The sequence below is a fragment of the Zobellella denitrificans genome (assembly GCF_002407485.1).
In the GTDB taxonomy this organism is placed as follows: Bacteria; Pseudomonadota; Gammaproteobacteria; order Enterobacterales; family Aeromonadaceae; genus Oceanimonas; species Oceanimonas denitrificans.
This window is the reverse complement of the sequence record NZ_CP012621.1, coordinates 3,301,233-3,325,418: the sequence shown is the minus strand read 5'-3', so window position 1 is coordinate 3,325,418 and position 24,186 is coordinate 3,301,233. Positions and strand designations below refer to the sequence as shown.

The 24,186-nt window shown below is 66.6% G+C and carries 24 protein-coding genes; 18 read left to right on the top strand and 6 right to left on the bottom strand.

The window, feature by feature from the left end:
* The first annotated feature begins 14 nt into the window (after positions 1-14).
* The 3 genes from aroB to AN401_RS15675 all read left to right on the top strand — a co-directional run bounded on the left by aroB (position 15) and on the right by AN401_RS15675 (position 3,369).
* Positions 15-1,097 carry a 3-dehydroquinate synthase gene (aroB, locus tag AN401_RS15685; protein WP_096779875.1) on the top strand — a complete coding sequence of 361 codons (1,083 nt, stop codon included), beginning with the start codon at positions 15-17 and terminating at the stop codon, positions 1,095-1,097.
* Positions 1,094-2,479 (top strand): SPOR domain-containing protein, encoded by a 1,386-nt coding sequence (locus tag AN401_RS15680; protein WP_096779874.1) that lies wholly within the window; start codon positions 1,094-1,096, stop codon positions 2,477-2,479. Before aroB ends, AN401_RS15680 begins: the two co-directional genes overlap by 4 nt.
* Before the next feature lie 62 nt (positions 2,480-2,541).
* A complete protein-coding gene (locus AN401_RS15675; protein WP_096779873.1) occupies positions 2,542-3,369 on the top strand; it encodes a Dam family site-specific DNA-(adenine-N6)-methyltransferase in 828 nt (275 codons plus the stop codon).
* A gap of 13 nt (positions 3,370-3,382) precedes the next feature.
* Here the strand turns inward: AN401_RS15675 and AN401_RS15670 are convergent, their stop codons facing one another.
* A complete protein-coding gene (locus AN401_RS15670; protein ID WP_094041393.1) occupies positions 3,383-3,559 on the bottom strand; it encodes a DUF2970 domain-containing protein in 177 nt (58 codons plus the stop codon).
* 104 nt (positions 3,560-3,663) lie between these two features.
* Here AN401_RS15670 and rpe point away from each other — a divergent pair, with 104 nt between their 5' ends.
* The 5 genes from rpe (at position 3,664) to AN401_RS15645 (ending at position 6,882) form a co-directional block, all read left to right on the top strand.
* On the top strand, positions 3,664-4,338 hold the full coding sequence (rpe, locus tag AN401_RS15665) for a ribulose-phosphate 3-epimerase (RefSeq protein WP_094041392.1): 675 nt from the start codon (positions 3,664-3,666) through the stop codon (positions 4,336-4,338).
* The gene (locus tag AN401_RS15660) at positions 4,331-5,002 is read left to right on the top strand and encodes a phosphoglycolate phosphatase (RefSeq protein WP_094041391.1); all 672 of its coding nucleotides are present in this window, start codon (positions 4,331-4,333) and stop codon (positions 5,000-5,002) included. Before rpe ends, AN401_RS15660 begins: the two co-directional genes overlap by 8 nt.
* Before the next feature lie 16 nt (positions 5,003-5,018).
* Positions 5,019-6,026: a tryptophan--tRNA ligase gene (gene trpS, locus AN401_RS15655; RefSeq protein WP_094041390.1), complete on the top strand. Its 1,008-nt coding sequence runs from the start codon at positions 5,019-5,021 to the stop codon at positions 6,024-6,026.
* Positions 6,027-6,085: 59 nt separating this feature from the next.
* Positions 6,086-6,298, top strand: coding sequence for a hypothetical protein (locus tag AN401_RS15650; protein WP_094041389.1), 213 nt, complete (start codon positions 6,086-6,088; stop codon positions 6,296-6,298).
* A 155-nt stretch (positions 6,299-6,453) separates the two neighbouring features.
* Positions 6,454-6,882 carry a DUF6515 family protein gene (locus tag AN401_RS15645; protein ID WP_094041388.1) on the top strand — a complete coding sequence of 143 codons (429 nt, stop codon included), beginning with the start codon at positions 6,454-6,456 and terminating at the stop codon, positions 6,880-6,882.
* A 42-nt stretch (positions 6,883-6,924) separates the two neighbouring features.
* Here the strand turns inward: AN401_RS15645 and AN401_RS15640 are convergent, their stop codons facing one another.
* The 4 genes from AN401_RS15640 to AN401_RS15625 form a co-directional block, all read right to left on the bottom strand.
* Entirely contained in the window at positions 6,925-8,889 is a 1,965-nt protein-coding gene (locus tag AN401_RS15640) for an acetoacetate--CoA ligase (protein ID WP_096779872.1), read from the bottom strand.
* Positions 8,890-9,519 (bottom strand): maleylacetoacetate isomerase, encoded by a 630-nt coding sequence (gene maiA / locus AN401_RS15635; RefSeq protein WP_096779871.1) that lies wholly within the window; start codon positions 9,517-9,519, stop codon positions 8,890-8,892.
* The gene (locus tag AN401_RS15630; protein ID WP_094038302.1) at positions 9,506-10,492 is read right to left on the bottom strand and encodes a fumarylacetoacetate hydrolase family protein; all 987 of its coding nucleotides are present in this window, start codon (positions 10,490-10,492) and stop codon (positions 9,506-9,508) included. The genes maiA and AN401_RS15630 overlap by 14 nt, the downstream gene beginning before the upstream one ends.
* Before the next feature lie 258 nt (positions 10,493-10,750).
* Entirely contained in the window at positions 10,751-11,881 is a 1,131-nt protein-coding gene (locus tag AN401_RS15625; protein ID WP_096779870.1) for a homogentisate 1,2-dioxygenase, read from the bottom strand.
* 196 nt (positions 11,882-12,077) lie between these two features.
* Between AN401_RS15625 and AN401_RS15620 the strand changes: the two genes are divergently transcribed.
* The 6 genes from AN401_RS15620 to AN401_RS15595 all read left to right on the top strand — a co-directional run bounded on the left by AN401_RS15620 (position 12,078) and on the right by AN401_RS15595 (position 19,091).
* The gene (locus tag AN401_RS15620) at positions 12,078-12,527 is read left to right on the top strand and encodes a MarR family winged helix-turn-helix transcriptional regulator (RefSeq protein WP_094038300.1); all 450 of its coding nucleotides are present in this window, start codon (positions 12,078-12,080) and stop codon (positions 12,525-12,527) included.
* 48 nt (positions 12,528-12,575) lie between these two features.
* Complete coding sequence (locus AN401_RS15615; protein WP_096779869.1) at positions 12,576-14,114, top strand: sigma-54 interaction domain-containing protein; 1,539 nt, start codon at positions 12,576-12,578, stop codon at positions 14,112-14,114.
* 197 nt (positions 14,115-14,311) lie between these two features.
* Positions 14,312-14,875 carry an OsmC family protein gene (locus AN401_RS15610; protein WP_096779868.1) on the top strand — a complete coding sequence of 188 codons (564 nt, stop codon included), beginning with the start codon at positions 14,312-14,314 and terminating at the stop codon, positions 14,873-14,875.
* Positions 14,876-14,996: 121 nt separating this feature from the next.
* The gene (locus tag AN401_RS15605) at positions 14,997-17,696 is read left to right on the top strand and encodes a cation-translocating P-type ATPase (protein ID WP_094038297.1); all 2,700 of its coding nucleotides are present in this window, start codon (positions 14,997-14,999) and stop codon (positions 17,694-17,696) included.
* The gene (locus AN401_RS15600; RefSeq protein ID WP_096779867.1) at positions 17,693-18,187 is read left to right on the top strand and encodes a SixA phosphatase family protein; all 495 of its coding nucleotides are present in this window, start codon (positions 17,693-17,695) and stop codon (positions 18,185-18,187) included. Before AN401_RS15605 ends, AN401_RS15600 begins: the two co-directional genes overlap by 4 nt.
* Before the next feature lie 49 nt (positions 18,188-18,236).
* Complete coding sequence (locus AN401_RS15595; protein WP_157772290.1) at positions 18,237-19,091, top strand: CHAD domain-containing protein; 855 nt, start codon at positions 18,237-18,239, stop codon at positions 19,089-19,091.
* A gap of 3 nt (positions 19,092-19,094) precedes the next feature.
* Here AN401_RS15595 and AN401_RS15590 read toward each other — a convergent pair whose 3' ends face one another.
* Positions 19,095-19,646 (bottom strand): DUF2939 domain-containing protein, encoded by a 552-nt coding sequence (locus AN401_RS15590; protein WP_094038294.1) that lies wholly within the window; start codon positions 19,644-19,646, stop codon positions 19,095-19,097.
* A gap of 167 nt (positions 19,647-19,813) precedes the next feature.
* Between AN401_RS15590 and AN401_RS15585 the strand changes: the two genes are divergently transcribed.
* The 4 genes from AN401_RS15585 to AN401_RS15570 all read left to right on the top strand — a co-directional run bounded on the left by AN401_RS15585 (position 19,814) and on the right by AN401_RS15570 (position 24,142).
* Positions 19,814-20,206: a SpoIIAA family protein gene (locus tag AN401_RS15585; RefSeq protein WP_094038293.1), complete on the top strand. Its 393-nt coding sequence runs from the start codon at positions 19,814-19,816 to the stop codon at positions 20,204-20,206.
* A gap of 136 nt (positions 20,207-20,342) precedes the next feature.
* Positions 20,343-21,551, top strand: coding sequence for a CehA/McbA family metallohydrolase domain-containing protein (locus AN401_RS15580; RefSeq protein WP_096779865.1), 1,209 nt, complete (start codon positions 20,343-20,345; stop codon positions 21,549-21,551).
* A gap of 126 nt (positions 21,552-21,677) precedes the next feature.
* Positions 21,678-22,283, top strand: a complete 606-nt coding sequence (locus tag AN401_RS15575; protein ID WP_096779864.1) for a hypothetical protein — start codon at positions 21,678-21,680, stop codon at positions 22,281-22,283.
* Between the two features lie 59 nt (positions 22,284-22,342).
* Positions 22,343-24,142 carry an ABC transporter ATP-binding protein gene (locus AN401_RS15570; protein WP_096779863.1) on the top strand — a complete coding sequence of 600 codons (1,800 nt, stop codon included), beginning with the start codon at positions 22,343-22,345 and terminating at the stop codon, positions 24,140-24,142.
* Positions 24,143-24,186: the final 44 nt, after the last annotated feature.

Here is a 24,186-nt window from a genome sequence, read left to right as displayed (position 1 = left end):
CGGGCAGGAGATCCATGGAAAGGTTAACCGTCAATCTGGGGGAGCGCAGCTACCCCATCATCATCGCCGAGGGCTGCCTGGCCGAGACCTCGCTGCTGCGCGACGCGGTCAAGGGCAAGAAGGTGCTGGTGCTCACCAATGAGGTGGTCGCCCCGCTCTATCTGGATCTTCTGGTCAAGGCGCTGGCGCCGCTCGAGGTCGACAGCCTGGTGTTGCCCGACGGCGAGCAATACAAGACCCTGGACACCTTCAATCAGGTGATGGGCAAGCTGCTCGCGGGCAACCATGGTCGGGACACCACCCTGATCGCCCTGGGGGGCGGGGTGGTCGGCGATCTCACCGGTTTCGCCGCCGCCTGCTACCAGCGCGGCGTGCCCTTTATCCAGGTGCCCACCACCCTGCTGGCCCAGGTCGATTCCTCGGTGGGCGGCAAGACCGCGGTCAACCACCCGCTCGGCAAGAACATGATCGGTGCCTTCTACCAGCCGGAGCTGGTGCTTATCGACACCCTCTGCCTGCAGACCCTGCCCGAGCGCGAGTTCGCCGCCGGCCTGGCGGAAGTGATCAAGTACGGCATCATCTGGGATGCGGCCTTCTTCGCCTGGCTGGAGCAGAACCTGCAGCGCCTGCAGCGGCTGGAGGCCGACGCCCTGGCCTACGCCATCCGCCGCTGCTGCGAGATCAAGGCGGAGATGGTGGCCAGCGACGAGCGGGAGCACGGGGTACGGGCCCTGCTCAATCTGGGCCATACCTTCGGCCACGCCATCGAAGCGGAGATGGGCTACGGCAACTGGCTGCACGGAGAAGCGGTGGCGGCCGGCACCATGCAGGCCTGCCACACCGCCCGGCTGCGCGGCGACATGAGCGATGACGAGGTGGTGCGGGTCGAGGCCCTGCTGATCAAGGCCCACCTGCCGGTACAGGGGCCCGCCGAGATGGACATCGGACATTACCTGCCGCACATGCTGCGCGACAAGAAAGTGCTGGCCGGCAAGCTCAGGCTTGTGCTGCCGCTCGGTATCGGTCGTGCCCGGGTGGTGGACGACGTCACCGAGCAACAGCTGGCCTTGGTGGTGGTGCCGGAACGGCAAGCGTGACCGAGGCCGTCGACCTTTCCTTCTCCTCTCAGCAGCAGCTGCTGGCGCGGCTGCTGCACCTTTCCCGCCTCGATACCGATTTTATCCTGCTTTCCGGGCCCGAAGGCGCCGGCAAGTCCCACCTGGCGGCCAGGCTGGTCGATGGCAGCGAGCTGTTGCTGCCGGTACTGCTCGATGCCGAGGCCCTCGATGCCAATGCCCGTTTTCGAGATGCCCTGCTGACGGCCTGGTTTCCCGGCGGTATCTTCGATGCGGAGGATCCCCTGCCGGCCTCGATGGCCCGGTTGCTGTCGGCCAGTCCCGGCAAGCGTCTGCTGGTGGTGGACAACGCCGAATGGCTGCCGGAGGATATGTTGCTGGAGCTGGCCCGGCTGCACCGGGAGTTGCCCGCGGGAGCGCGTCCCTTTATGGTATTGCTGGGCGACGAGCAATGGGCGGGGGAGACCCGCCGGCTGCTCGATGAGGAGGCCGGCGGCCAGGTGCTGGAAGTGGAGGTGCCGCCCCTCACCGAGGAAGACAAGCAGGCGTTATGGCTGGCGCTGGGATATAAAGAGACACGCGAGGCACCGAGCGATATCCTTTATCCCGGTGACGCCACGGGCATGATGGAGCCGCAGATGAAAATACCCGGTTATCAGCAGCTGTTGGAACAGAAGACAATCAAGATATTGCTGACCTCCCTGATCCTGGTGGTGCTGCTGATCATTATCGTCAGCCTGCTGGGAGGAGGGCGGGACAGCGCCGTTCCCGAGCCGGCGCAGTTGCCGCAGGAGGAAACCCTGCCCGAGGCGCCGGCCGCGCCGCTGACGCTGTCTCCCGTCGAGGAACAGGCCGACACCGGGCCGACCCCGGCGGGCGAGGCACCGGTGCGTGACTGGCCGGCCGAACCCCTGCCCGCCACGCCCGACATCAGCACCAAGGTTGCCGAAACCCCGGACGACAGCGACAAGGAGCGGGTGGTGATCGAGGACGAGGTCGTTACCCGGCTGATGCAGCGGGGGCAGGGCCAGCCTCAGCCTGGCGCCGCTGCCGAGCCGCCCCGGCCCTCGGCGCCGGCGGCTGCCGCTCCAGTCCCGGCCTCTTCGGCGGGGCTGAGCCCGCTGTCGCTGCTGACGCAAAAGCCGACCTCGCGCTATACCCTGCAACTGATGGCGGGACGTGACCGGGCGGTGCTGGAGCGGCTGGCGACCCGCCATACCCTGGCCCCGGCCTGGATCTACCCGCGCACCATCAATGGGCAGCCCTGGTTTGTGCTGGTGTTCGGCGATTTCGAGACCCCCGAACAGGCGCGCCGGGCCATCGGCAGCCTGCCGGCCGAGCTGCGGGCGGCCAAACCCTGGCCCAAGCCCTTCGGGCAGGTGCAAAAAGAAGCCAACCCATAGTCATGACTTCGGCTTGCGGTTACAATGCGCGCCCTCTGAGCGGTGCGGCAACGATGACGACTATGACAAAAACTCGGGCATTCCTGAAGTGGGCCGGCGGCAAGTACGGGCTGGTGGAGGACATCAACCGCCGCCTGCCGGAAGGCCGGGTGCTGGTGGAGCCCTTCGTCGGCGCCGGCTCGGTATTTCTGAATTCCGATTACGACGCCTACCTGCTGGCCGACATCAACGCGGATCTGATCAACCTCTACCAGTTGCTCAAGACCCGGCCCGACGCCTTTATCCGTGATGCGGCCCGGCTGTTCATCGCCGCCAACAATGAACGCGGCGCTTATTACGGTTTTCGGGACGAGTTCAACCGGGAGCAGGACGGCTACCGGCGGGCCCTTTTGTTCCTCTACCTGAACCGGCACGGCTACAACGGCCTGTGCCGCTACAACCAGAAGGGCGGTTTCAACGTGCCCTTCGGCGCCTACAAGAAACCCTATTTCCCCGAGCGGGAGCTGTGGTTCTTCGCCGAGAAGGCGCAGAAGGCCACCTTCGTGTGCCAGAGCTATGTGGAGGTGTTCGCCGCCGCTTGCGAAGAGCAGGTGTTCTACTGCGACCCGCCCTATGCGCCCCTGTCCACCACCGCCAGCTTCACCACCTACGCCGCCAACGGCTTCACCCTGGACGATCAGGCGATACTGGCCCGGCTGGCGCGGGAAACCGCCGCCCGGGGGGTGCCGGTATTGATCAGCAACCACGACATCCCCCTCACCCGGGAGCTGTACCGGGAGGCGGAGCTGGACGTGGTGGCGGTCAAACGCACCATCAGCCGCCACGGCCACAACCGCAAGAAGGTGGACGAACTGCTGGCGCTGTTTGTGCCCGGCACAAGCGAGGCGTGAGGGGAAAGGCGCCTCACGCCAGCACCAGCCGCACCACCAGCATCAGCAGCAGCACGAACAGCAGTATGGCCATCGCTCCCAGCCCGATATAGGGCCAGGGGCTGCCCCTGAACTGCAACTGCCGGTTCTTCTCCGACTGAACCCCGAACAAGGCGGCCGCCACCGCCTGCAGCCAGTGTTTCCAGTTCATAGTCCACCTTTTCCGCCAACTTCTGCCAAGCATAGACGCCTCGCTAGAGAATCACCGGGCGCTGGGGTAGAATTGGTGCGTTTTTTGCGCTTAAGGGAACCCCGATGAAAGACTACCTGATTGCCCCCTCCATACTGTCCGCCGATTTCGCCCGCCTGGGCGAGGATGTGACCCGGGTACTGGAGGCGGGAGCCGACGTGGTGCACTTCGACGTGATGGACAATCACTATGTGCCCAACCTGACCATAGGCCCCATGGTCTGCAAGGCCCTGCGCGACTACGGCATTCAGGCTCCCATCGACGTGCATCTGATGGTCAAGCCGGTGGACAGCCTGGTGCCCGAGTTCGCCAAGGCCGGGGCCTCCATCATCACCTTCCACCCGGAAGCCTCCGAACACATCGACCGCACCCTGGGCCTGATCCGGGATCACGGCTGCCAGGCCGGCCTGGTGTTCAACCCCTCCACCCCGCTCAGCCACCTGGACTATGTGATGGACAAGGTGGACGTGATCCTGCTGATGTCGGTCAACCCCGGTTTCGGCGGCCAGTCCTTCATCGCCTCCACCCTCGATAAACTGCGCCAGGCCCGCCGCCGCATCGACGAAAGCGGCCGCCCTATCCGCCTGGAGATCGACGGCGGCGTCAAGGTCGACAATATCCGCGATATCGCCGAGGCCGGTGCCGACATGTTCGTGGCCGGCTCCGCCATCTTCAGCCAGCCCGACTACAAGGCGGTGATCGAGCAGATGCGCGGCGAACTGGCCAAGGCCCATGGGTAACTTCGACCTGGTCCAGTTCGATCTGGACGGCACCCTGATCGACAGCGTGCCCCAGCTGGCGCAGGCGGTGAACCGCATGCTGGTACAACTGGGTTTCGGGGAGGCCGGCGAGCAAGCGGTGCGCCACTGGGTGGGCAACGGCGCCGACATGCTGGTGCGCCGGGCGCTGACGGCGGCCCTCGGCACCGAACCCGGTGATGAGTTGCGCCAGGCGGCACGCGCCGCCTTCGATGCGGCCTACGACCAGGTGGCCGACCAGGGGCTGGTGTTCTACCCCGGGGTGCTCGATACCCTGGCGGCCCTGCGCCGGGCGGGCAAGCGGCTGGCCATCGTCACCAACAAGCCCTACCGCTTCGTGCCCGCCATCCTGGCGGCGGCCGGCCTGAGCGAGCAGTTCGAGCTGGTGCTGGGCGGCGACAGCCTGCCCGAGAAGAAGCCGAGCCCGGCGCCGCTGCTGCACGTCTGCCGCAGCCTGGACATGGATCCGGCCCGCACCCTGATGGTGGGCGACTCCGAGAACGACGTGCTGGCGGCCAGGGCGGCCGGCATGGCGGTGGTGGGCCTGACCTACGGTTACAACTACGGTCGGGATATCGCGGACAGCGGCCCCGACTGGGTGCTGAGTGACTTTGCCGCCCTCGCTGATATACTGCTAACCGATTGACAGAGAACAGACAACCATGGCTAAACCGATAGTACTCAGCGGCGCCCAGCCCTCGGGCCAGCTGACCATAGGCAACTACATGGGCGCCCTGCGCCAGTGGGTGAAGATGCAGCAGGACTACGACTGCCTGTACTGCATCGTGGACATGCACGCCATCACCGTCCGCCAGGATCCCAAGGCCCTGCGTTCCGCCTGCCTGGACGCGGCCGCCCTCTACCTGGCCATCGGCCTCACGCCTGAGCAGAGCACCATCTTCATCCAGTCCCACGTGCCGGAGCACGCCGAGCTGGCCTGGGTGCTCAACTGCTACACCCAGTTCGGCGAGCTGTCGCGCATGACCCAGTTCAAGGACAAGTCCAGCCGCTACGCCGAAAACATCAACGCCGGCCTGTTCACCTATCCGGTGCTGATGGCGGCCGACATCCTGCTGTACCGGGCCAACCAGGTGCCGGTGGGCCACGATCAGAAGCAGCACCTGGAGCTGACCCGGGACATCGCCTACCGCTTCAACCAGCTCTACGGCGAGGTGTTCACCGTGCCCGAGCCCTTCATTCCCGAAGAGGGCGCGCGCATCATGAGCCTGCAGGAGCCGACCAAGAAGATGTCCAAGTCGGACGACAACGCCAACAACTTCATCGGCCTGCTGGAAGATCCCAAGAGCATCGCCAAGAAGCTCAAGCGCGCCGTCACCGACTCCGAGGATCCGCCCGTGGTGCGCTTCGACCAGCAGCAAAAGCCCGGCGTGTCCAACCTGCTGACCCTGATGGCCGGCGCCAGCGGTAGCTCCATTCCCGAGCTGGAGCGGCATTTCGAAGGCAAGATGTACGGCCACCTCAAGACCGAGACCGCCGAGGCGGTGCTGGCCATGCTGGAGCCGATCCAGCGCCGTTTCCATGAGCTGCGGGAAGACGAGGTCGAGCTGCGCAAGGTGCTGACCCTGGGGGCGGACAAGGCCCGGGCCAAGGCTGTACAGACCCTGGAAAAGGTATATGATGTAATCGGCTTCGTGCCAAAGAGTCGTTGACTGACAAGGAGCCTTTCGGCTCCTTTTTCGATTTTGCCTGACTGGATTCAATCCCACCTATGACCGAGCAACAACCCCTTGATCGGGAACTGACCGACAAGCTGTACTGGCTGCGCAAGTTCCGCATGGCCAAGAACGAGAAGACCCTGGAGCTGATGGTGTCCAAGGCGGTGGACGATCATCACCAGCACGCCGCCGTGGTGGCCGCCATCTACCTGGCCGAATGCCAGCGTGAGCGGGAAATGGCCCAGGGGCGTTTTCTGCAGCAATGAGCACCGGCCCGGTGTGAGCGGTTACTCCGCATAATGCCCCCGTCACGAGCTGACGCAACGCCTTTCTTCCCGCTGTTGTTTTCATCCTTTCCGACCCATGATTAGGGTAGCTTCCTGTGCCCGGACGGCGGGCCATCGAGAGAGGAGGGGCGAAAATGAAAACCCTGTTCAGACGTGGCGCCCTGCTGCTGCCCCTGCTGGGGGTCTTTGCGCTGGGGGTGATGGTGCCCGAGGCCCAGGCCCGCTGGGACGACCGTCGCTATGAGCGGGATGCCAGGCACTGGCATCACCATCCCCACAAGCACCTGAAACAGCGCCACCACTACTACCGATCCGCGCCGAAAAAGGTGAGGGTGGTGGAGCACCATTACTATCACCGGCCGCCGGCCTACTATGCCGTGCCCGGCCCCGGCACCCATATTTCGGTGAGCCTGCCGCTGGGGACCATCGTCTCCTCCCTGCCCGGTGGCTTCATCAGCTTCAGCTACAGCGACGGGCCCTACTACTACCATGGCGGCAACTACTACCGTCCTTACGATAGGGGCTACCGGGTAGTGGCGCCGCCGCCCGGCCACCGCTGGTAACGGGCGAGGCGCGGGCAGGCCGGGAGCCGGGCTCCCGGCCGGTCAGCGGGCCAGCTCGGGCAGGTCGCGGAACAGCGCCAGCGCCTCCGGGTTGGCCAGGGCGCCGATGTTTTTCACCGGCTCCCCGTGCACCACGTTGCGCACCGCCAGCTCCACCGTCTTGCCCGACTTGGTCCTGGGAATGTCGGCCACCGCCAGGATCCGGGCCGGCACGTGGCGGGGCGTGCACTGGCGGCGGATCCGCTCGCGGATGGCGTCTTCCAGCTCCTCGGTCAGCGCTTCACCCGGGGCCATCTTCACGAACAGCACCACCCGCACGTCGTTCTGCCAGTGCTGGCCGATCACCACCGAGTCCTGGATTTGCTCGAACTGGTTGACCTGGCGGTAGATCTCGGCGGTGCCGATGCGCACCCCGCCCGGGTTGAGCACGGTGTCGGAGCGGCCGTAGAACAGCATGCCACCGTGCCCGGTCAGCTCGACGAAATCCCCGTGGTGCCAGACCCCGGGCCAGGTGGCCCAGTAGGCGGCGTGGTAGCGGCTGCCGTCCTCGTCGCCCCAGAACCCCAGCGGCCGGTTGGGAAAGCTGTTGCGGCACACCAACTCGCCCCGCTGGCCGACCAGGGGATGGCCCTGGTCGTCGAACACCCGCACGTCCAGCCCCAGGCCGGGGCCCTGGCACTCGCCCCGGTACACCGGGCTGATGGGGTTGCCGAGCACGAAGCAGCCGCAGATATCGGTGCCGCCGGAGATGGAAGCCAGCTGCAGATCCGCCTTGATATGGCGGTAGACGTAGTCGAACTGCTCCGGCGCCAGGGTGGAGCCGGTGGAGCAGAGGGTGCGCAGGGCGCCGAGATCGTGGCTGTCGGCCGGGTGGATATGCTGCTTCTCCAGCGCCTCCAGGTACTTGGCGGAGGTGCCGAACAGGGTGACCCCCTCCCGCTCGCTCCAGTCCCACAGCACCCGGCCGTCCGGGGCGAAGGGGGAGCCTTCGTACAGCAGCAGGGTGGCGCCGCTGGCCAGGGCGGACACCAGCCAGTTCCACATCATCCAGCCGCAGGTGGTGAAGTAGAGCACCCTATCGCCGGCGCGGACGTCCGAGTGCAGCTGGTGCTCCTTGAGGTGGTTGAGCAGCATGCCGCCGGCACCGTGGACGATGCACTTGGGCTTGCCGGTGGTGCCGGAAGAGTAGAGCACGTAGAGCGGCGCGTTGAAGGGCATGGGGGTATAGCGCGGTGGCTGGCCCCGGTGGCGTTCGAGCAGCTCGGGCCAGTGCAAGGCGCCGTCGTCCGGGCCCAGCCGGTGCCGGCCGATATAGGGGATCTGCACCCAGTGACGCACGCTGTCCAGCGCCGCCACTATGTCCCTGGCCTTGGCGCTGGTGTCGTGCAGCTTGCCGTTGTAGCGGTAGCCGTCGGCGCTGAACAGCACCTTGGGCCGGGTCTGGCCGAAGCGGTCGATCACGCTGTCGACCCCGAAGTCCGGCGAGGTGGAAGTCCAGATAGCGCCCAGGGCGGCGGTGGCCAGCATGGCGATCACCGTCTCCGGCAGGTTGGGCAAGTAGCCGGCCACCACGTCGCCGGGGCCGATGCCTTCGGCCTCGAGCCAGGCGCGCAGGGCCGCGACCTGGGCTTCCAGCTCGGCCCAGCTCAGCCGCAGGTGTCCCTGGCCCTCGGCCTGGAACAGCATGGCGTCCTCCCGGGCGAAGGCGTGGGCCTGGGCCAGCAGGTTTTCGGCGAAGTTGAGCCTGGCCTCGGGAAACCACAGATCCTGCTCGGGGCTTTGGCCCCGTTGCAGCAATACATCTCCCTTGTGGCCGATCACGCCGGCGAAGTCCCACAGCCGGCTCCAGAAGTTATCGCTGTTGCGCACCGACCAGGCGTGCAGGCCGGCGAAGTCGTCGATGGCCAGACCCTGCTCCCGGTTCAGCTCGTCGATAAAGCGCCAGAGCCGGCTCTGCTCGATGCGGGCCCGGTCGGGGCGCCAGAGGGGCGCATGATCGGTATTCATCTAGGCCTCCTGATGATGGTCGGGATGGGCGGCGGCGAAGGCCTCCAGCCGCAGGCAGGCTGCCTCTATGGCCACCAGCCGCGGGTAGGGGGCAAGATCCAGGCCGAAGCGGCGGGCGTTGTAGAGCTGGGGCACCAGGCAGATATCCGCCAGTCCCGGGGTGTCGCCGCAGCAGAAGGGAGAGTCTGTCTCCGTCAACTGCCGCTCCAGGGCGGCCAGGCCCTGCTGCAGCCAGTGGTGGTACCAGGCCAGCTTCTGCTGTTCATCGATGCCGAATTCGCCCACCAGGTATTGCAGCACCCGCAGGTTGTTGAGCGGGTGGATGTCGCAGGCCACCTGCAGGGCCAGGGCCCGGGCCCGGGCGCGGGCGAAGGCCCCGGCCGGCAGCAGGGGCGGGGCGGGGAAGCGTTCGTCCAGGTATTCGATGATGGCGAGGGACTGGCCGAGCAGGCCCTCGCCGGTGTCCAGGCTGGGCACCAGGCCGGTGGGGTTGAGGGCGCGGTAGTCCTCGCCGCGCTGGGCTCCCTCCAGCAGGTTGACGGGGACGGCCTCGAAGGTTTGCCCCTTCAGGTTGAGCGCGATCCGCACCCGGTAGGCGGCGGAGGAGCGGGGATAGTCATAGAGCTTCATGTTTTACCACCCGCTGATCGATGGCGCCGAAGATGGAGTGGCCGGCCTCGTCCAGCATCTCGATGCGCACCCGGTCGCCGAACTTCATAAAGGGGGTTTTGGCCTGGCCCTGGTCGAGGATCTCCAGCATGCGCCGCTCCGCCAGGCAGCAGGAGCCGGTGCTGCGATCCACGTTGGAGACGGTGCCCGAGCCGATGATGGAGCCGGCGCAGAGTGCCCGGTTGAAGCTGACGTGGGCTACCAGTTGGGCGAAGTCGAAGGTCATGTCGGTACCGGCGTCGGGCTCGCCGAACAGTTCGTCGTTGAGGTGCACCCGCAGCCGGCGGTGGACCTTGTGCTCCCGCCAGTGGTCGCCCAGCTCGTCCGGGGTCACCGCCACCGGCGAGAAGGAGGAGGCGGGCTTGGACTGGAAGAAGCCGAAGCCCTTGGCCAGCTCGTGGGGGATCAGGTTGCGCAGGGAGACGTCGTTGACCAGCATCAGCAGCTTGATGTGCTCGCCGGCCCGCTCCGCCGGGGTGCCCATGGGCACGTCGCCGGTGATCACCGCCACCTCGCCCTCGAAGTCGATGCCCCAGGCCTCGTCCGCCAGGCGGATGTCCTCGCGCGGGCCGATAAAACCGTCGGACATGCCCTGGTACATCAGCGGATCCGTCCAGAAGCTGGCCGGCATCTCGGCGCCGCGGGCCTTGCGCACCAGCTCCACGTGGTTGACGTAGGCGCTGCCGTCGGCCCACTGGTAGGCCCGGGGCAGGGGCGAGGCGCAGGCGGCCTGGTCGAAGGGGAAGCTGTCGGCGCAGGCGCCCTCGTTCAACTGCCGGTACAGGGCCTGCAGTCTGGGTTCGGCCTCGGCCCAGTTGTCCAGCGCCGCCTGCAGGCTGGGGGCGATGGTCCCGGCCTGCACCGCCCGGCTCAGATCCCGGGACACCACGATCAGCTGGCCGTCGCGGCCCTGTTTGAGAGAGGCTAGTTTCACAATAATCTCCTTAACTTCAATTTGTTGGCAAAGTTGTCTGAATACTTCGAAGAAGTCGGTCAAAGGGCCCGCTCCGCCGACACGCTGTAAATACCTCCCTGTACGCTCGCACATGCCATCCATGGCATGTGACGGTCGGCGGAGCGGCTCCCTTTGGCCTCCTTTCGGGCATTTGTGTTGCCTGCTCAAACCACTCTGCAAGTCTGTCAGTAGCTTGTGTAAGATGTCTTCCAGCTTCCAGCTTCCAGCTTCCAGCTATCAGCCCTTCACCTGCCAGGAATTCACATAATCCGGGTTTTCCACCCCCTCGGGCAGCTCGGCCACGTCCAGCGGCAGCCGGGTGTCGATCATCACCGCCACTTCGTCGGTCTCGGTGCGGGCGTGCCTGGCGCCGGCGGCGAAGGCCTTGGGATGGGGGCCATGGGTGAAGCCGCAGGGGTGCAGGGTGATCATGCCCGCCTCTATGTTGTCCCGGCTGAAGAAGTTGCCCTTGTGGTAGAAGATGACCTCGTCGTAGTCGTCGTTGTTGTGGTAGAAGGGCACCTTGAGCGCGCCCGGATCCGACTCTATGGGCCTGGGCACGAAGGTGCAGATCACGAAGCCGTTGGCGACGAAGGTGGTGTGGGCCGAGGGCGGCAGGTGGTAGCGGTGGCTCATCAGCGGGCGGATGTCGCGCCAGTTGAGCCGGAACACGGTGAGATCGCCCTTCCAGCCCCGGGCGTCCAGCGGGTTGAAGGGAAAGGTGATGCGGTTCATCTGCTCCCGGGCCTTGAGCCGCACCTGCCATTCGCCGGCCTGGGCGCTTTGGGCCCTGAAGGCGTCGTCGATGCGCGGGTATTCCAGCACCGCCGGGTCGAAGATGGCGTGGGCGCCGACCAGGCCGCGCTCGGCGTTCAGGTAGGAGCCGTTGCTGGCCTCGATCATCAGCAGGGTCACCGGCTCCTCGATCTCCAGCCGCCAGGTGGTGGAGCGGGGCAGGATCAGGTAGTCGCCATCGTGAAAGGCCAGCCGGCCGTAGTCGCAGTAGAGCCAGCCCTTGCCCTGGTGCACGAACAGGCACTCGTCGCCGTCGCCGTTGCGCACCAGGTGATCCATGGAGTGCTCGCTCTTCCAGAGCCGCACCTTGACGCTGGCGTTGTGCAGCAGGGGGGCGGCATCCCAGGGGCTTTGGCCCGGCGGTGTCAGCCGGTTGGTGTCGAAGGCGCGGGGGCGCAGGGGGCCTTCCCAGGCACTCCAGCCGGTGGGGGCGTGCTCATGGTACATATGGGTGGCCGGGCCGAAGAAACCCTCCTTGCCGATTTCCCGCTCGAAGGTGCCCGCCGGCATGTCGCAGTGGGCCTGGCGCGAGGTGTCGCCCTCGCGGATGGGGAATTGGAACCAGTGACGCATCTGCCTGCTCTCCCTCAGGATATTTGGTTGCATTTGTTACTAATATCCATGGCTGCGATGGATATTTCAAGTGCTATTGTTAAAATATAGTAAATTAAACGGGGTTTTTTCGGGGAGGTGCGCTTTTCGCTACGTGTTTCCGGCAGAAAATAGTTACACTGTTTTCCATTTCCGGCCCTAGACCGAAGGATGTGGCGTGGTACAGAAGAAAACCCATTTCGTACTGGACGATTTCGTCCCCTACAAGCTGGTGCTGACCGCCGAACGGGTCGGCAGCCGGCTGGCCGAACTGTATTCCAGGGAGTTCGGCGTCAGCCGGCCCGAGTGGCGGTTGCTGGCCGCCATCGGCTACCGGGAGCAGGTGATCGCCCGGGATCTGTCGGCCATCAGCAGCATGGACAAGGTCAAGGTATCCCGCGGCCTGCAGGGGCTGGAGGACAAGGGGCTGATACAGCGCACCCCCATGCCGGAGGATCAGCGCGCCGCCCTGGTCAGGCTGACGCCGGAAGGGCAGGAGCTGTACCAGCGCATGGTGCCCCGGGTGCTGGAATGGGAAGCAAACCTGATCGACTGCCTGTCGGCGTCCGAATACCGGGATCTGGTCAACGGCCTGGATCGGCTGCTCAGGCGGCTGGACGAGTTGTAGCCCCGCCTGCCTTATACTTGGGGGAGTGCCGTCACCGGAGGTCTCCCCATGTCCGTCACCGATCGTCCCGTCTTCGACCAGCGGCTGCTCGATGCCCTGGTGCATGGCCTGGCCGGCAGCTCGGGCCAGGCCTTTTTCGAGCAGCTGGTGCGGCAACTGGCGTTGATGCTCGGGGTCAAGGGCGCCTGGGTCACCGAGTGGCGGCCGGCCCGCCGCCGGCTGCGGGCGCTGGCGTTCTGGTTCGACGACCACTATATCGAGGGGTACGAATACGATATCGGCGGCACCCCCTGCGAGCCGGTGATCAACCGCTGCGAGCCGACCCTGGTGGCGGAGCGGGTGATCGAACTCTATCCCCGGGACCCGGATCTGCCGGCCCTGGGCGCGGTCAGTTACCTGGGCCAGCCCCTGCAGGACGCCAACGGGGTGGTGCTCGGCCACCTGGCGGTGCTGGACGACAAGCCCCTGGCGGCCAGTGCGGCCCTGCTCTCGGTGTTCCGGCTGTTCACCGCCCGGGCCTCGGCCGAGCTGGCCCGGCTGTGGCGGGATCAGGCCCTGGCCGAGCGGGAAACCCGGCTGCGCACCCTGGCCGAAGAGGCCCGCCAGCTGCGGGAGGACATAGCACGGCTGCAGGGCGAGGCGGAGATCCTGGGCGAAAGCCCGCCCATGCGGCGGATGCGGGAGGAGCTGCGGCGGGTGGCGGGGCTCGATACCACTGTGCTTATCTGCGGCGAAACCGGCACCGGCAAGGAGCTGGTGGCCAGTGCCCTCCATCGCCAGAGCGGGCGGGCCGCCATGCCCTTTGTCCGGGTCAACTGTGCCGCCATCGCCCCCGGACTGCAGGAGAGTGAATTCTTCGGCCACGAGAAGGGGGCCTTCACCGGCGCCCTGCAGCGCCGGGACGGCCGTTTCAAACAGGCCGACGGCGGCACCCTGTTCCTCGACGAGGTGGGGGAGATGCCGCCGGATCTGCAGGCCAAGCTGCTGCGGGTGCTGCAGGAGGGGGAGTTCGAGCGGGTGGGCGGCGGCCGCACCGAAAAGGTGGACGTGCGCCTGATCGCCGCCACCCACCGGGATCTGGCGGCCATGGTGGCGGAAGGCAGCTTTCGCGAGGATCTCTGGTATCGGCTCAACGTCTTCCCGCTGCGGGTTCCCCCCCTGCGGCAGCGGGGCGACGACATCCTGTTGCTGGCCCGGGCCCTGCTCGCGCGTTTCGCCCGCAGTCATGGCCTGCCCCTGCCGACCCTGACCGAACAGGACGAGCGTCGCCTGCGCGCCTACCCCTGGCCGGGCAATGTGCGCGAGCTGGAAAACGTGCTGGAGCGGGCGCTGATCATCAGCCCGGACGGTCGCCGGCTGGCCCTGGACCGGGCCCTGCCCGAAGCGTCGCCACCCCCTTTGCCCATGGAACCGGACGAAGCCGTCATCCTCACCGCGGCGGAGCTGGCGGCGCTGGAAAAGGCCAACCTGGAGCGGGCCCTGGCCCACTGCCGGGGCAGGATTGCCGGCCCCGATGGCGCCGCCGCCCTGCTTGGCCTGCATCCCAATACCCTGAGTTCCCGCCTCAAGGCCATCGGCTTGCGCTGATGTCTCCCCCGATCTCGTGCCGGCCGACCCGAATTATCGTGAAACACGACATATCGGGGCTTCCGTTGTACCAGGAGTAAATGACAACTAATTGATTATAAGGTGAATTTTTCTCCATCAACGGCTGGCACGGGGATTGCGACAGTGAAAGCGAGGCGAACGCCATCGCCCAACCTGTGTAACCGAGGAGAAATGCCATGAACACCCACAGCCAGATGATCAACGGTCTCGACAAGGACCAGATGATGACCACCATCGCCGCCATCCAGCAGCAGCCGGGCCTGGCCCGCTTCCAGTTCCGGGCCCGTAACCGCTGGGTCAGCGGCGGTGAGAACCGCTCCACCATCCAGGACTTTTACGGTGCCGGCCAGGAGGACGACTCCCGCGCCCAACCCTTCCACTTCACCAACGGCGAGCCGCCGGTGTTGCTGGGGGCCAACGAGGGCGCCAACCCGGTGGAATACCTGCTGCATGCCCTGGCCGGCTGTGTGACCACCACCCTGGTGCTGCACGCGGCCGCCCGCGGCATCCGTATTCGCGCCCTGTCCACCGAACTGGAAGGGGATATCGATCTGCATGGCCTGCTCGGCCTGGACGACGGCGTCCCCGCCGGCTACGAGCAGATCACCATCCGCATGAAGGTGGACGCCGACTGCAGCGATCAGGAGTTGGAGGATCTGATGGGCTATGCCCGCCAGCATTCGCCGGTGTGCAACACCGTCTGCCGGCCGGTGCCGGTCAGGCTGGAACGGGTCGTCTGACCCGGGCGGCCGGGCCCTGTCCGGCCCGGCCGCGACCCTCCTTGTGATATATCAAAGGTTTGTCATTACTATACTGCTAGAGTGGCTACAATGAATTGTGCACTGCAGCAAGAGGTAAGCGATGAGCCGAGGCTCCACGGAAAACATCCCCCCTTCTTCCCCCCGCTGGCATAGCCAGCCGGGCGAGGCGGTGGCGGCCGGGCTGGACAGTCCCGACGCGGGCCTGGGCCGGGACGAGGCCCGCGCCCGGCTGCATCGCTTCGGGCCCAACCAGTTGCCCGGGGTGGCACCCACACCCTGGTGGCGCCGGCTGCTGCGCCAGTTCCACAACCTGCTGATCTACGTCCTGCTGGGCGCCGCCGTGCTGGCGGCGCTGATGCAGCACTGGGTCGACACCGGCGTGATCCTGGCGGTGGTGCTGGTCAACGGGGTCATCGGCTATATCCAGGAAGGGCGGGCCGAGCAGGCGTTGCAGGCCATCCGCGCCATGCTGTCGGCCAAGGCCACGGTGATCCGCGATGGCGAGCGGCTGCGCATCGACGCGGCTGAACTGGTGCCGGGCGACCGGGTCTGGCTGGCCGCCGGCGACAAGGTGCCGGCGGATATCCGCCTGCTGAAGGCCAGCCGGTTGCAGGCCCAGGAAGCGGCCCTGACCGGCGAGTCGATGCCGGTGGACAAGGACGGGGAGCCGGTGGCGGAGGACGCCGACCTGGGGGACAGGCGCGGCATGCTCTATTCCGGCACCCTGATCACCCAGGGCCAGGGCATGGGGGTGGTGGTGGCCACCGGTGCGCGCACCGAACTCGGCAAGATCAACCGGCTGCTGGCGACGGTGGAGGAGCTGACCACCCCCCTGATCCGGCAGATGACCGGCTTCGCCAAGACCCTGACCCTGGTCATCCTGAGCCTGGCGGTGCTGGTCTTCGTGCTCGGCCTGCTGCGGGGCCAGGATCCCCAGATGCTGTTCATGGCGGTGGTCAGCCTGGCGGTGGCCGCCATCCCCGAAGGCCTGCCCGCCATCCTCACCGTGGCCCTGGCCATCGGCGTGACCCGCATGGCCCGCTGCCGGGCCATCATTCGCCGCTTGCCGGCGGTGGAAACCCTGGGGGCGGTGTCGGTGATCTGCTCCGACAAGACCGGCACCCTGACCCGCAACGAGATGATGGTGGCCAGCCTGGTGCTGGCCGATGCCCGCTACCGGGTGGAGGGCAGCGGCTATGCTCCCGAAGGAGCCCTGCACCGGCTGGACGGCGTCGATCATCCCTCCGGCGCCCTGGCGCCCCTGCTGCAGGCCTGCGTGTTGTGCAACGACAGCCAGCTGGTGCGGGGCGAGCAGGGCTGGCGGGTGGAGGGGGATCCCATGGAGGGTGCCCTGCTGACCCTGGCGCTCAAGGGGGGGCTGGATCCGGCCGAGCAGCAGCAGCGCTACCCCCGCAGCGGCGAGATCCCCTTCGACTCCCGCTACAAATACATGGCCAGCCGCCATCGGGGGCCCGATGGCAGCCATTTTCTGGTGGTCAAGGGGGCACCGGACGTGCTCCTGGGATTGTGCCGGGAAGAGCACGGCGGTCAGCCCCTGGAGCAGGGCCGCTGGCTGCGGGTCATGGAGGAGGTCGCCGCCGGCGGCCAGCGGGTGCTGGGGGTGGCCATCAAGCTGCTGGCGCCCGGCGACGACGAGGGTGAATTGCAGCACCGGCAGCTGGAGCAGGGGCTACGGCTGCTCGGCCTGGTGGGGCTGATGGATCCGCCCCGGGACGAGGCCATAGCGGCGGTAGCCGAGTGCCACCATGCGGGCATCCAGGTCAAGATGATCACCGGCGATCACGGCATCACCGCCGGGGCCATCGCCGCCCGGCTGGGGCTGCACAACAACGACGAGGTGCTGACCGGACGGGATCTGGAGCAGTTGAGCGACGCCGAACTGTGCGAACGGGTGGCGGAGGTGAACGTGTTCGCCCGTACCACGCCGGAGCACAAGCTGCGCCTGGTGCAGGCGCTGCAGGAACGGGGTGCCGTGGTGGCCATGACCGGCGACGGCGTCAACGACGCCCCGGCGCTCAAGCGGGCCGACGTGGGGGTGGCCATGGGCCAGGGCGGCACCGAGGCGGCGAAGGAGGCCAGCGAGATGGTGCTGACCGACGACAACTTCGCCACCATCACCCGGGCGGTGCATGAGGGGCGCACCGTGTACGACAACCTGAAGAAGGCCATCGTCTTCCTGCTGCCGGTCAACGGCGGCGAGTCCCTGTCCATCATACTGGCCCTGCTGCTGGCGCTGACCCTGCCGATAGAGCCGCTGCAGATCCTCTGGGTGAACATGGTCAGCTCCATCGGCCTGGCGATGGCCCTGGCCTTCGAAGCCAGCGAGCCCGGGGTGATGCGCCGTCCGCCCCGGGACCCTTGCGCCCCCATCCTGTCCCGCTTCCTGATATGGCGCATACTGCTGGTGTCTATCCTGTTCACCATCGGCATCTTCGGGGTCTTCCAGTGGTCCCTGGCCGCCGGTCACGAGGTCGGCTACGCCCGCACCCTGGCGGTGAACACCCTGGTGGCCATGGAGGTCTGGTACCTGTTCAGCGTACGCCACCTGTACAGCGAAAGCCCTGCCTGGGCGGGATGGCACAGCCTGAGGCCGGCCCTGCTGGCGGTGGCGGTGGTGCTGGCGTTGCAACTCTTCTTCACCTACACGCCCATCATGCAGACCTGGTTCGGTACCCATCCCTTGTCGGCGGACCATGTGCTGCTGACCATAGGGATCGGCCTGGCGGTCTTCCTGGTGCTGGCGCTGGAAAAGCGACTGGTCAGGATGGAGGGAAAATGAAACTGCTGACCCTGGTGCGTCATGCCAAGTCGAGCCGGGACGAGCCGGCCCTGGCCGACCTCGACCGACCCCTGGCCGAACGGGGCCGCAAGGATCTGCCGGTGATGGCGTCTTTCGCCGCGGCTCGGTTGCCACCGGTGGATTTGCTGCTGTGCAGTCCGGCCCGCCGCACCCGGGACACCGCCCTGGCGTTCGCCGCCGCCCTCGGTTATCCCGAGAGCGACATGGATTTTGCTGCCGGACTCTACGAGGCGTCCGGCGCCAGCCTGCTGAGGCTGCTGCAACGCCAGCCGGCGTCGGTCGGCCACCTGCTGCTGGTGGGCCACATGCCCGGCCTGGGCGAGCTGAGCCGGATGCTGTGCGATGGGCCGGACGACAAGTTCCCCACCTGCGCCGTGCTGCATATGGGGCTGGCGGTGGCCGGCTGGGACGAATTGCAGGCGGGCTGCGGCGAGCTGCTGTGGTACCAGACTCCGAAACGGCTGGTCTGATCTACACTTAGCCTCCGATCGGGCCAGGCCCGTACACGGAGTCATTGCCATGGGTTTTGAACTGGATCTGCGACAGTCCCTGGACCAGAGCCTGCGCGCCAATGCCGGCGGCCTGCTGGAGCAGGCCGCCGCGGGCTTGCTGGGAGAACTCGAGCCGGACGAGGCGGTGCACGAGGCGCGCAAGAGCATCAAGAAGCTGCGCGCCCTGCTGCGCCTGATCGAACTGCCCCTGGGGCGCCGGTTCCGCCCCTGCGACCGCTATTTCCGGGATATTGCCCGCAGCCTCTCGCCCCTGCGCGATGCGCTGGTGCAGCGTCAGCTCCTGGAGCAGCTGGCGCGGCAACAACCGGAGCTGGCCGAGCTGACCGGCCGGCTGTTGCCCCTGTTGCCGGCGGCCAGGGTGAAAAAGCCGGGCAAGCTCCTCCGGCAGGCGGCGGCGGCCCTGCTGGATGGCCGGTCGCGGCTGTCCCGCTGGCCGCCGTTCGAGCCGCGTTTTCGCACCCTGGGGGCCGGCTTTCGCACCGTCTACCAGCAGGCCCGGGAGCCGGCCTGGCAACTGCTCGGAGAGGAGCCGGCCGAGCCCTGGCACCAGTGGCGCAAGTGGGTGAAATACCATGGCTACCAGCTGCGGTTGCTGCAACCCCTGGCCCCGGACTGGCTGCAACCCAGGTCACAACGGCTCAAGGAGCTGGGGGAATGGCTGGGCGATGAGCACGATCTGGGGGTGCTGGCCGCCCTGCAGCAGCGCCATGTCCCGGAGCTGACGGGAGGAGCTGTGATGGCCGTTATCGGCGAGCGGCGTGCCCGGCTGCGCCGGCAGGCCCTGCAAGGGGGGCGGGCGTTGTTCGCCGACGAGCCCCGGGAGCTGAGCCAGCGCTTAAAGCAGTACTGGCGGCGGGACTAGGACTCAGTCCAGGGGCAGCACTATGGCGGTCAGCTTCCAGCCCAGGCCGCGGCGGCTCAGGATGAACTCGGCCTGCTTGCCGCTGTCGTCGGTCATGGTGACCACGAAGTGGTTGAGCGAGCGGTAGCCCATGCGGGCATCGGAAAAGGGCTTGCGTCGTTCGGGCTTGCCGGTGTCGCTGCCGCTGCCGGCGGGCGGCGGATCGCTGCGCGGAATGCCCGGGGCCGGCGTTTCGCCCCGCATCAGTTGCTCTATGCCGGCCGGGGTCACATAGGTATCCACCAGGCCGTCCACCACGGTATTGGCAAGGGCGGCGCCCAGGGCGGCCAGGGGATTCTGCCGGATGTCGTCGCCCAGCTCGCGCAGCATGCGCGCGTTCAACTGATCCTTCAGGCTCTGGCGCACGCTGTCGAATTCCACGTGTTCGGCCAGGGCCCGGCCGTCGCGGTTGTCGGCCGCCTCGCGGATCTGGTAGACGGTGAGCCAGGGGGCGGCCACGCCGTAGCCGAGGGCCAGCACGGCGGCCAGGACGAGAACAAGCTTCAGGGTGCGCATGGGGAAAGACTCCGATAAGGGCGAGACGCCAAGGCTGCCGCTAATTGCCGCCGCTGGCAAGAGCAAACGCTGACGGGGATCAAGCCCTGTCCCGCTTTCCGGCGCAACATAACCGGGGAGCGGGTCCATACTTAGGGCTGACCGCAATCACCGAAGGAGGACACATCATGTTGGAAGCACACGGCATGGCCGTCGAGATGCGCAAGCAGGACGAGCACACCCTGTATCTGACCATCAAGATCTACGGGGACATCGCCTACGACGATTTCAGGGAGATGGAGCAGCAACTGGAGCAGACCCTGGCGACCATGGACAACCCCAGGATCCGGGCACTGGTGGACATGATCGACTTCAACCACTGGGAAGCCAAGGCCTTCTGGGAGGATATCCAGTTCACCCGCAAGCACGGCGACGAGTTCGGCAAGCTGGCGATAGTGGGGGTGGATCTGCGGGAGAAGCTGCTGGCGACCCTGGCGGACTGGTTTATGCTGAGCAGCCAGGTGCAATACTTCGAGAACCTGGAAGAGGCCAGGGCCTGGCTGGAGCAGGAAGAGCCCTGAACGACTTCTTTCGTCGCGGCCGGGGCCAGCGGGTTCCGGCTGCCACCGCCGCCGTCATCGGAAGCGCTTGAGTTCTGGCAAAGAGCTGTCAGAATTCTTGCCCGTCGTTGTTCCTTTATATCGGGGTTCCCAAAAGATGCGCTTTTACAAATCCGGTCTGTCGCTGCTGGCCGCCATGGTGCTCACCGCCTGCTCTTCCAACACCGCCCAGCAGGGAACGCCGCCCGCCGGTATCGAACTGGTTCGCGGCCCCACCCAGATCGCCGGCGGCAACGCCCGTGGGCCCGAGGACATCACGGTGCGTACGCCCCACTTCACCTTCGCCATCTCTCCGGCCAGCCAGGGCGCCCTGGTGGATCTGGCGCTGGTGGAAAACGGCGTCTTCGGCAAGGATCGCATCGAATCCCTCGATTTCGTGCCCGGTGACGGGGAACTCAGCCTGGACGTGCTCACCATCACCGAGCACAGTCCCGAACGGCTGGTGATCGACCTGAAGCGCCAGTGGAACGGCCATACTCTGCTGAGCCGCTACGAGGTCAGCCGCGACTATCCCGGCATCAAGCTCAGCACCCGGCTGCAGAGCCCGGTCAAGGACACCCTGTTCGCCGGCTACCGCCTGCAGCGCAACGAGCCGGCCCAGCCGGGACCCAGCCACAACGAGGTGACGCGGATGGTGCAGAACCACTGGACCGCGGCCCAGCCCCAGAACCCGCTGGGCGAGCTGTATGAAACCGACGATCTGCGCCGCTCGCGCCAGCCGTCCCAGGCCGGCGAGTTCAGCGCCTGGCTGAGCGCCGGCTCCCTCGGCGGCCTGCTGTCCGACAAGGAGATGTACACCATCGCCAGCGACCAGGCCAGCCTGGGCCTGTTCGAACTGAACCCCGCGGCCAGCAACCTGGACTCCTACCTGTCGGTGATGCGCCAGCGCTGGGACAGGGGCGAGCGGGTCTACCTGAGCGCCAGCCCATTGCTGAAGGACGGCCGGCAGAAGAGTGCCAAGCTCTACGCCTATACCCCCAAGGGGCGGCTCAGCGCCGACTTCGCCACCGCCGCCGCCAAGGGCCACAGTTTTCTGAGCTTCGGCCCCGAGATTTATCCGGTGACCACCAACTTCGGCGGTGTGGCCGCCCCCTACAGCGAAACCCAGGTGGAGTTCCGCTCCGAGGTGGGCCTGGCCAAGGCCGAGGTCTGGCTGGACGGCAAGCAGGTGGCCGGCTGGAATATCAACGGCGCCAAGTGGTTCCGCACCGGTGTGCCCGTGCCCCCCAACCGCACCTGGATGCAGTGGATAGTGGAAGACAAGCAGGGCAACCGCGCCTACTCCAATCCGATTTGGGTCAAGTAGCGAGCCATACCGTTCAGAAGGGGCCTGTGGGCCCCTTTTCCATTGGTGGGGACAACGAAGCCAGGTTTTCGGGCTATGTTGAAAGGGTAGGGAGTAACAGGAGCCAGCGAGCCGGGAGCCGTTAGGATGGAAAGTTATTATGTCAGCCATACCCTGGCCACCACCGATGTCGAGGCGGTGGTGGCCGCCTTGCAAGGACGCAACGCCTTCGTGACCCCGGCCCACAAGGGATGCGTGGTGGTGCTGGACGAAGCGGCCGAGAGTCAGCAGCCGGAGGTGGTGCTGGCGCTGGGCTGCCGGCTGTCGAACGAGCTGGCGGTGCCGGTGCTGGTGGCGCAGAATCATGACGACGATATCCTGTTGCTGGCCCTGTGCGAACGGGGCTGGGTGGTGGATCAGTACAATTCGGCCCCCGAACTGTTTGAGCCGGACCCGGATGCGGAACCCATAGGTCCCCAGGGAGGCAACGCCGGGCGGCTGGCCGAGGCCTTCGGCAGCCCCCAGACGGAAGAAATCGAGCGCATACTGCGCCTTTCCTCGGGGGAGGAGGGCTATCTGTTCGCCTACGAACGGCATTTTGCCCTGGTGAAGGCCCTGGGCATCTCCGAATATGGGGTCAATACCGGCTACAAGTACCTGGCCGCCGGGGAATATCCCGCCGGGCTGGAGGCGGGGCAGTTGATCCGGATCCAGGCCGACGGTGGCCAATTCAATGAGAATGATTCGCTTTAATATGACCTTCTGATCCGGTAGGCTAGCGCCTTTCTTCGTTTCCTGCTCGGAGCCTGTTCATGTCCAGCTCGTCCAGCTTTCAGGCGTTGTGGCGCCTGTTGCGCTATGCCCGGGGCTATCGCGGCCGCATCGTTGCCGCCACCTCCTGCTCCATCCTCAATAAACTGTTCGATATCGCGCCCGAGATCCTGATCGGCATCGCCATCGACGTGGTGGTCAACCAGGAGCAGAGCTTCGTGGCCCGGCTCGGCTTCGTCACCCCCAAGGAGCAGATCCTGATGCTGGGCGTGCTCACCTTCTTTATCTGGGCCGGTGAGTCTCTGTTCGAGTACCTCTACCAGATCCTGTGGCGCAACCTGGCCCAGCGGTTGCAGTCGGATCTGCGCCAGGATGCCTACGAGCATGTGCAGCGGCTGGATATGGGTTATTTCGAGTCCAAAAGCTCGGGCCAGCTGGTGTCCATCATGAACGACGACGTCAACCAGCTGGAGCGCTTCCTCGACGGCGGCGCCAACAGCCTGATCCAGGTATTCGTCACCGTGGTGGCGGTGGGCGCCGTGTTTATGGTGCTGTCGCCGCAGATCGCCCTGCTGGCCTTCACCCCCATTCCCATCATCATCTGGGGCGCTTTTTACTTCCAGCGCAAGGCCGGCCCGGTGTACGCCGAGGTGCGCGAAAAGGTGGGTGATCTGGCCGGACGGCTGTCCAACAACCTGGGCGGCATCGCCACCATCAAGAGCTTCACCGCCGAAGCCCGCGAGGCCGAGCGGCTGCGCCTGAGCAGCGAAGCCTATGTGGAAGCCAACCGCAAGGCCATCCGCATCAGTTCGGCCTTTATCCCCATCATCCGCATGGCGATACTGGTGGGCTTCCTGGCCACCTTTATCCTCGGCGGCCTCAAGACCCTGGACGGCAGCCTCAACGTGGGCGCCTACGGGGTGCTGGTGTTCCTGACCCAGCGGCTGCTGTGGCCGCTGACCGGCCTGGCCCAGGTGATCGACCTGTTCGAGCGGGCCATGGCCAGCACCCGCCGCATCCTGGATCTGCTGACCACGCCGGTGCGGGTGCAGGACGGTGGCGAGCCCCTGGCCGGGCCGGTGAAGGGGGAAGTGCGCTTCGAGGGCCTGGGCTTTCATTATCCGTCCAGCCGGGTGGGGGTGAACGACATCGAGCTGACCGTGCCCGCCGGCACCACCCTGGCGCTGGTGGGGGCCACCGGCTCCGGCAAGTCCACCCTGGTCAAGCTGTTGCTGCGCTTCTACCAGCCGGACCGGGGCGCCATCTACCTGGACGGCCAACCGATAGAGCGGCTGGAGATGCAGGCCCTGCGCCGGAACATCGGCCTGGTCAGCCAGGACGTCTTCCTGTTCGAGGGCAGCATCCGCGACAACATCGCCTACGGCCGGCCCGAGGCGAGCGAGCAGGAGGTGATCGCCGCCGCCCGGGTGGCGGAAGCCTGGGAATTTATCGAGCAGCTGCCCCAGGGGCTGGATACCCCGGTGGGCGAGCGGGGCGTGCGGCTGTCCGGCGGCCAGCGCCAGCGGCTGTCCCTGGCCCGGGCCCTGCTCAAGGATCCGCCGGTGCTGATCCTGGACGAGGCCACCAGCGCGGTGGACAACGAGACCGAGGCCGCCATCCAGCGCTCGTTGCGCAAGATTGCCCACGGCCGCACCGTGATCATGATCGCCCACCGGCTGTCCACCATAGTCCACGCCGACAACATAGTGGTGGTCGACCAGGGCCGCATCGCCGAGCAGGGCCGCCATGCCGAGCTGCTGGCCAGGGACGGCCTCTACGCCGCCCAGTGGCGGGTGCAGACCGGCGAGGCGACGGAAGAGCAGGAAAGGGTGTTTGCCTGAGCCGGGCCGTTACCCGGTGGTTCGGCACCCGGTACGGCTACACT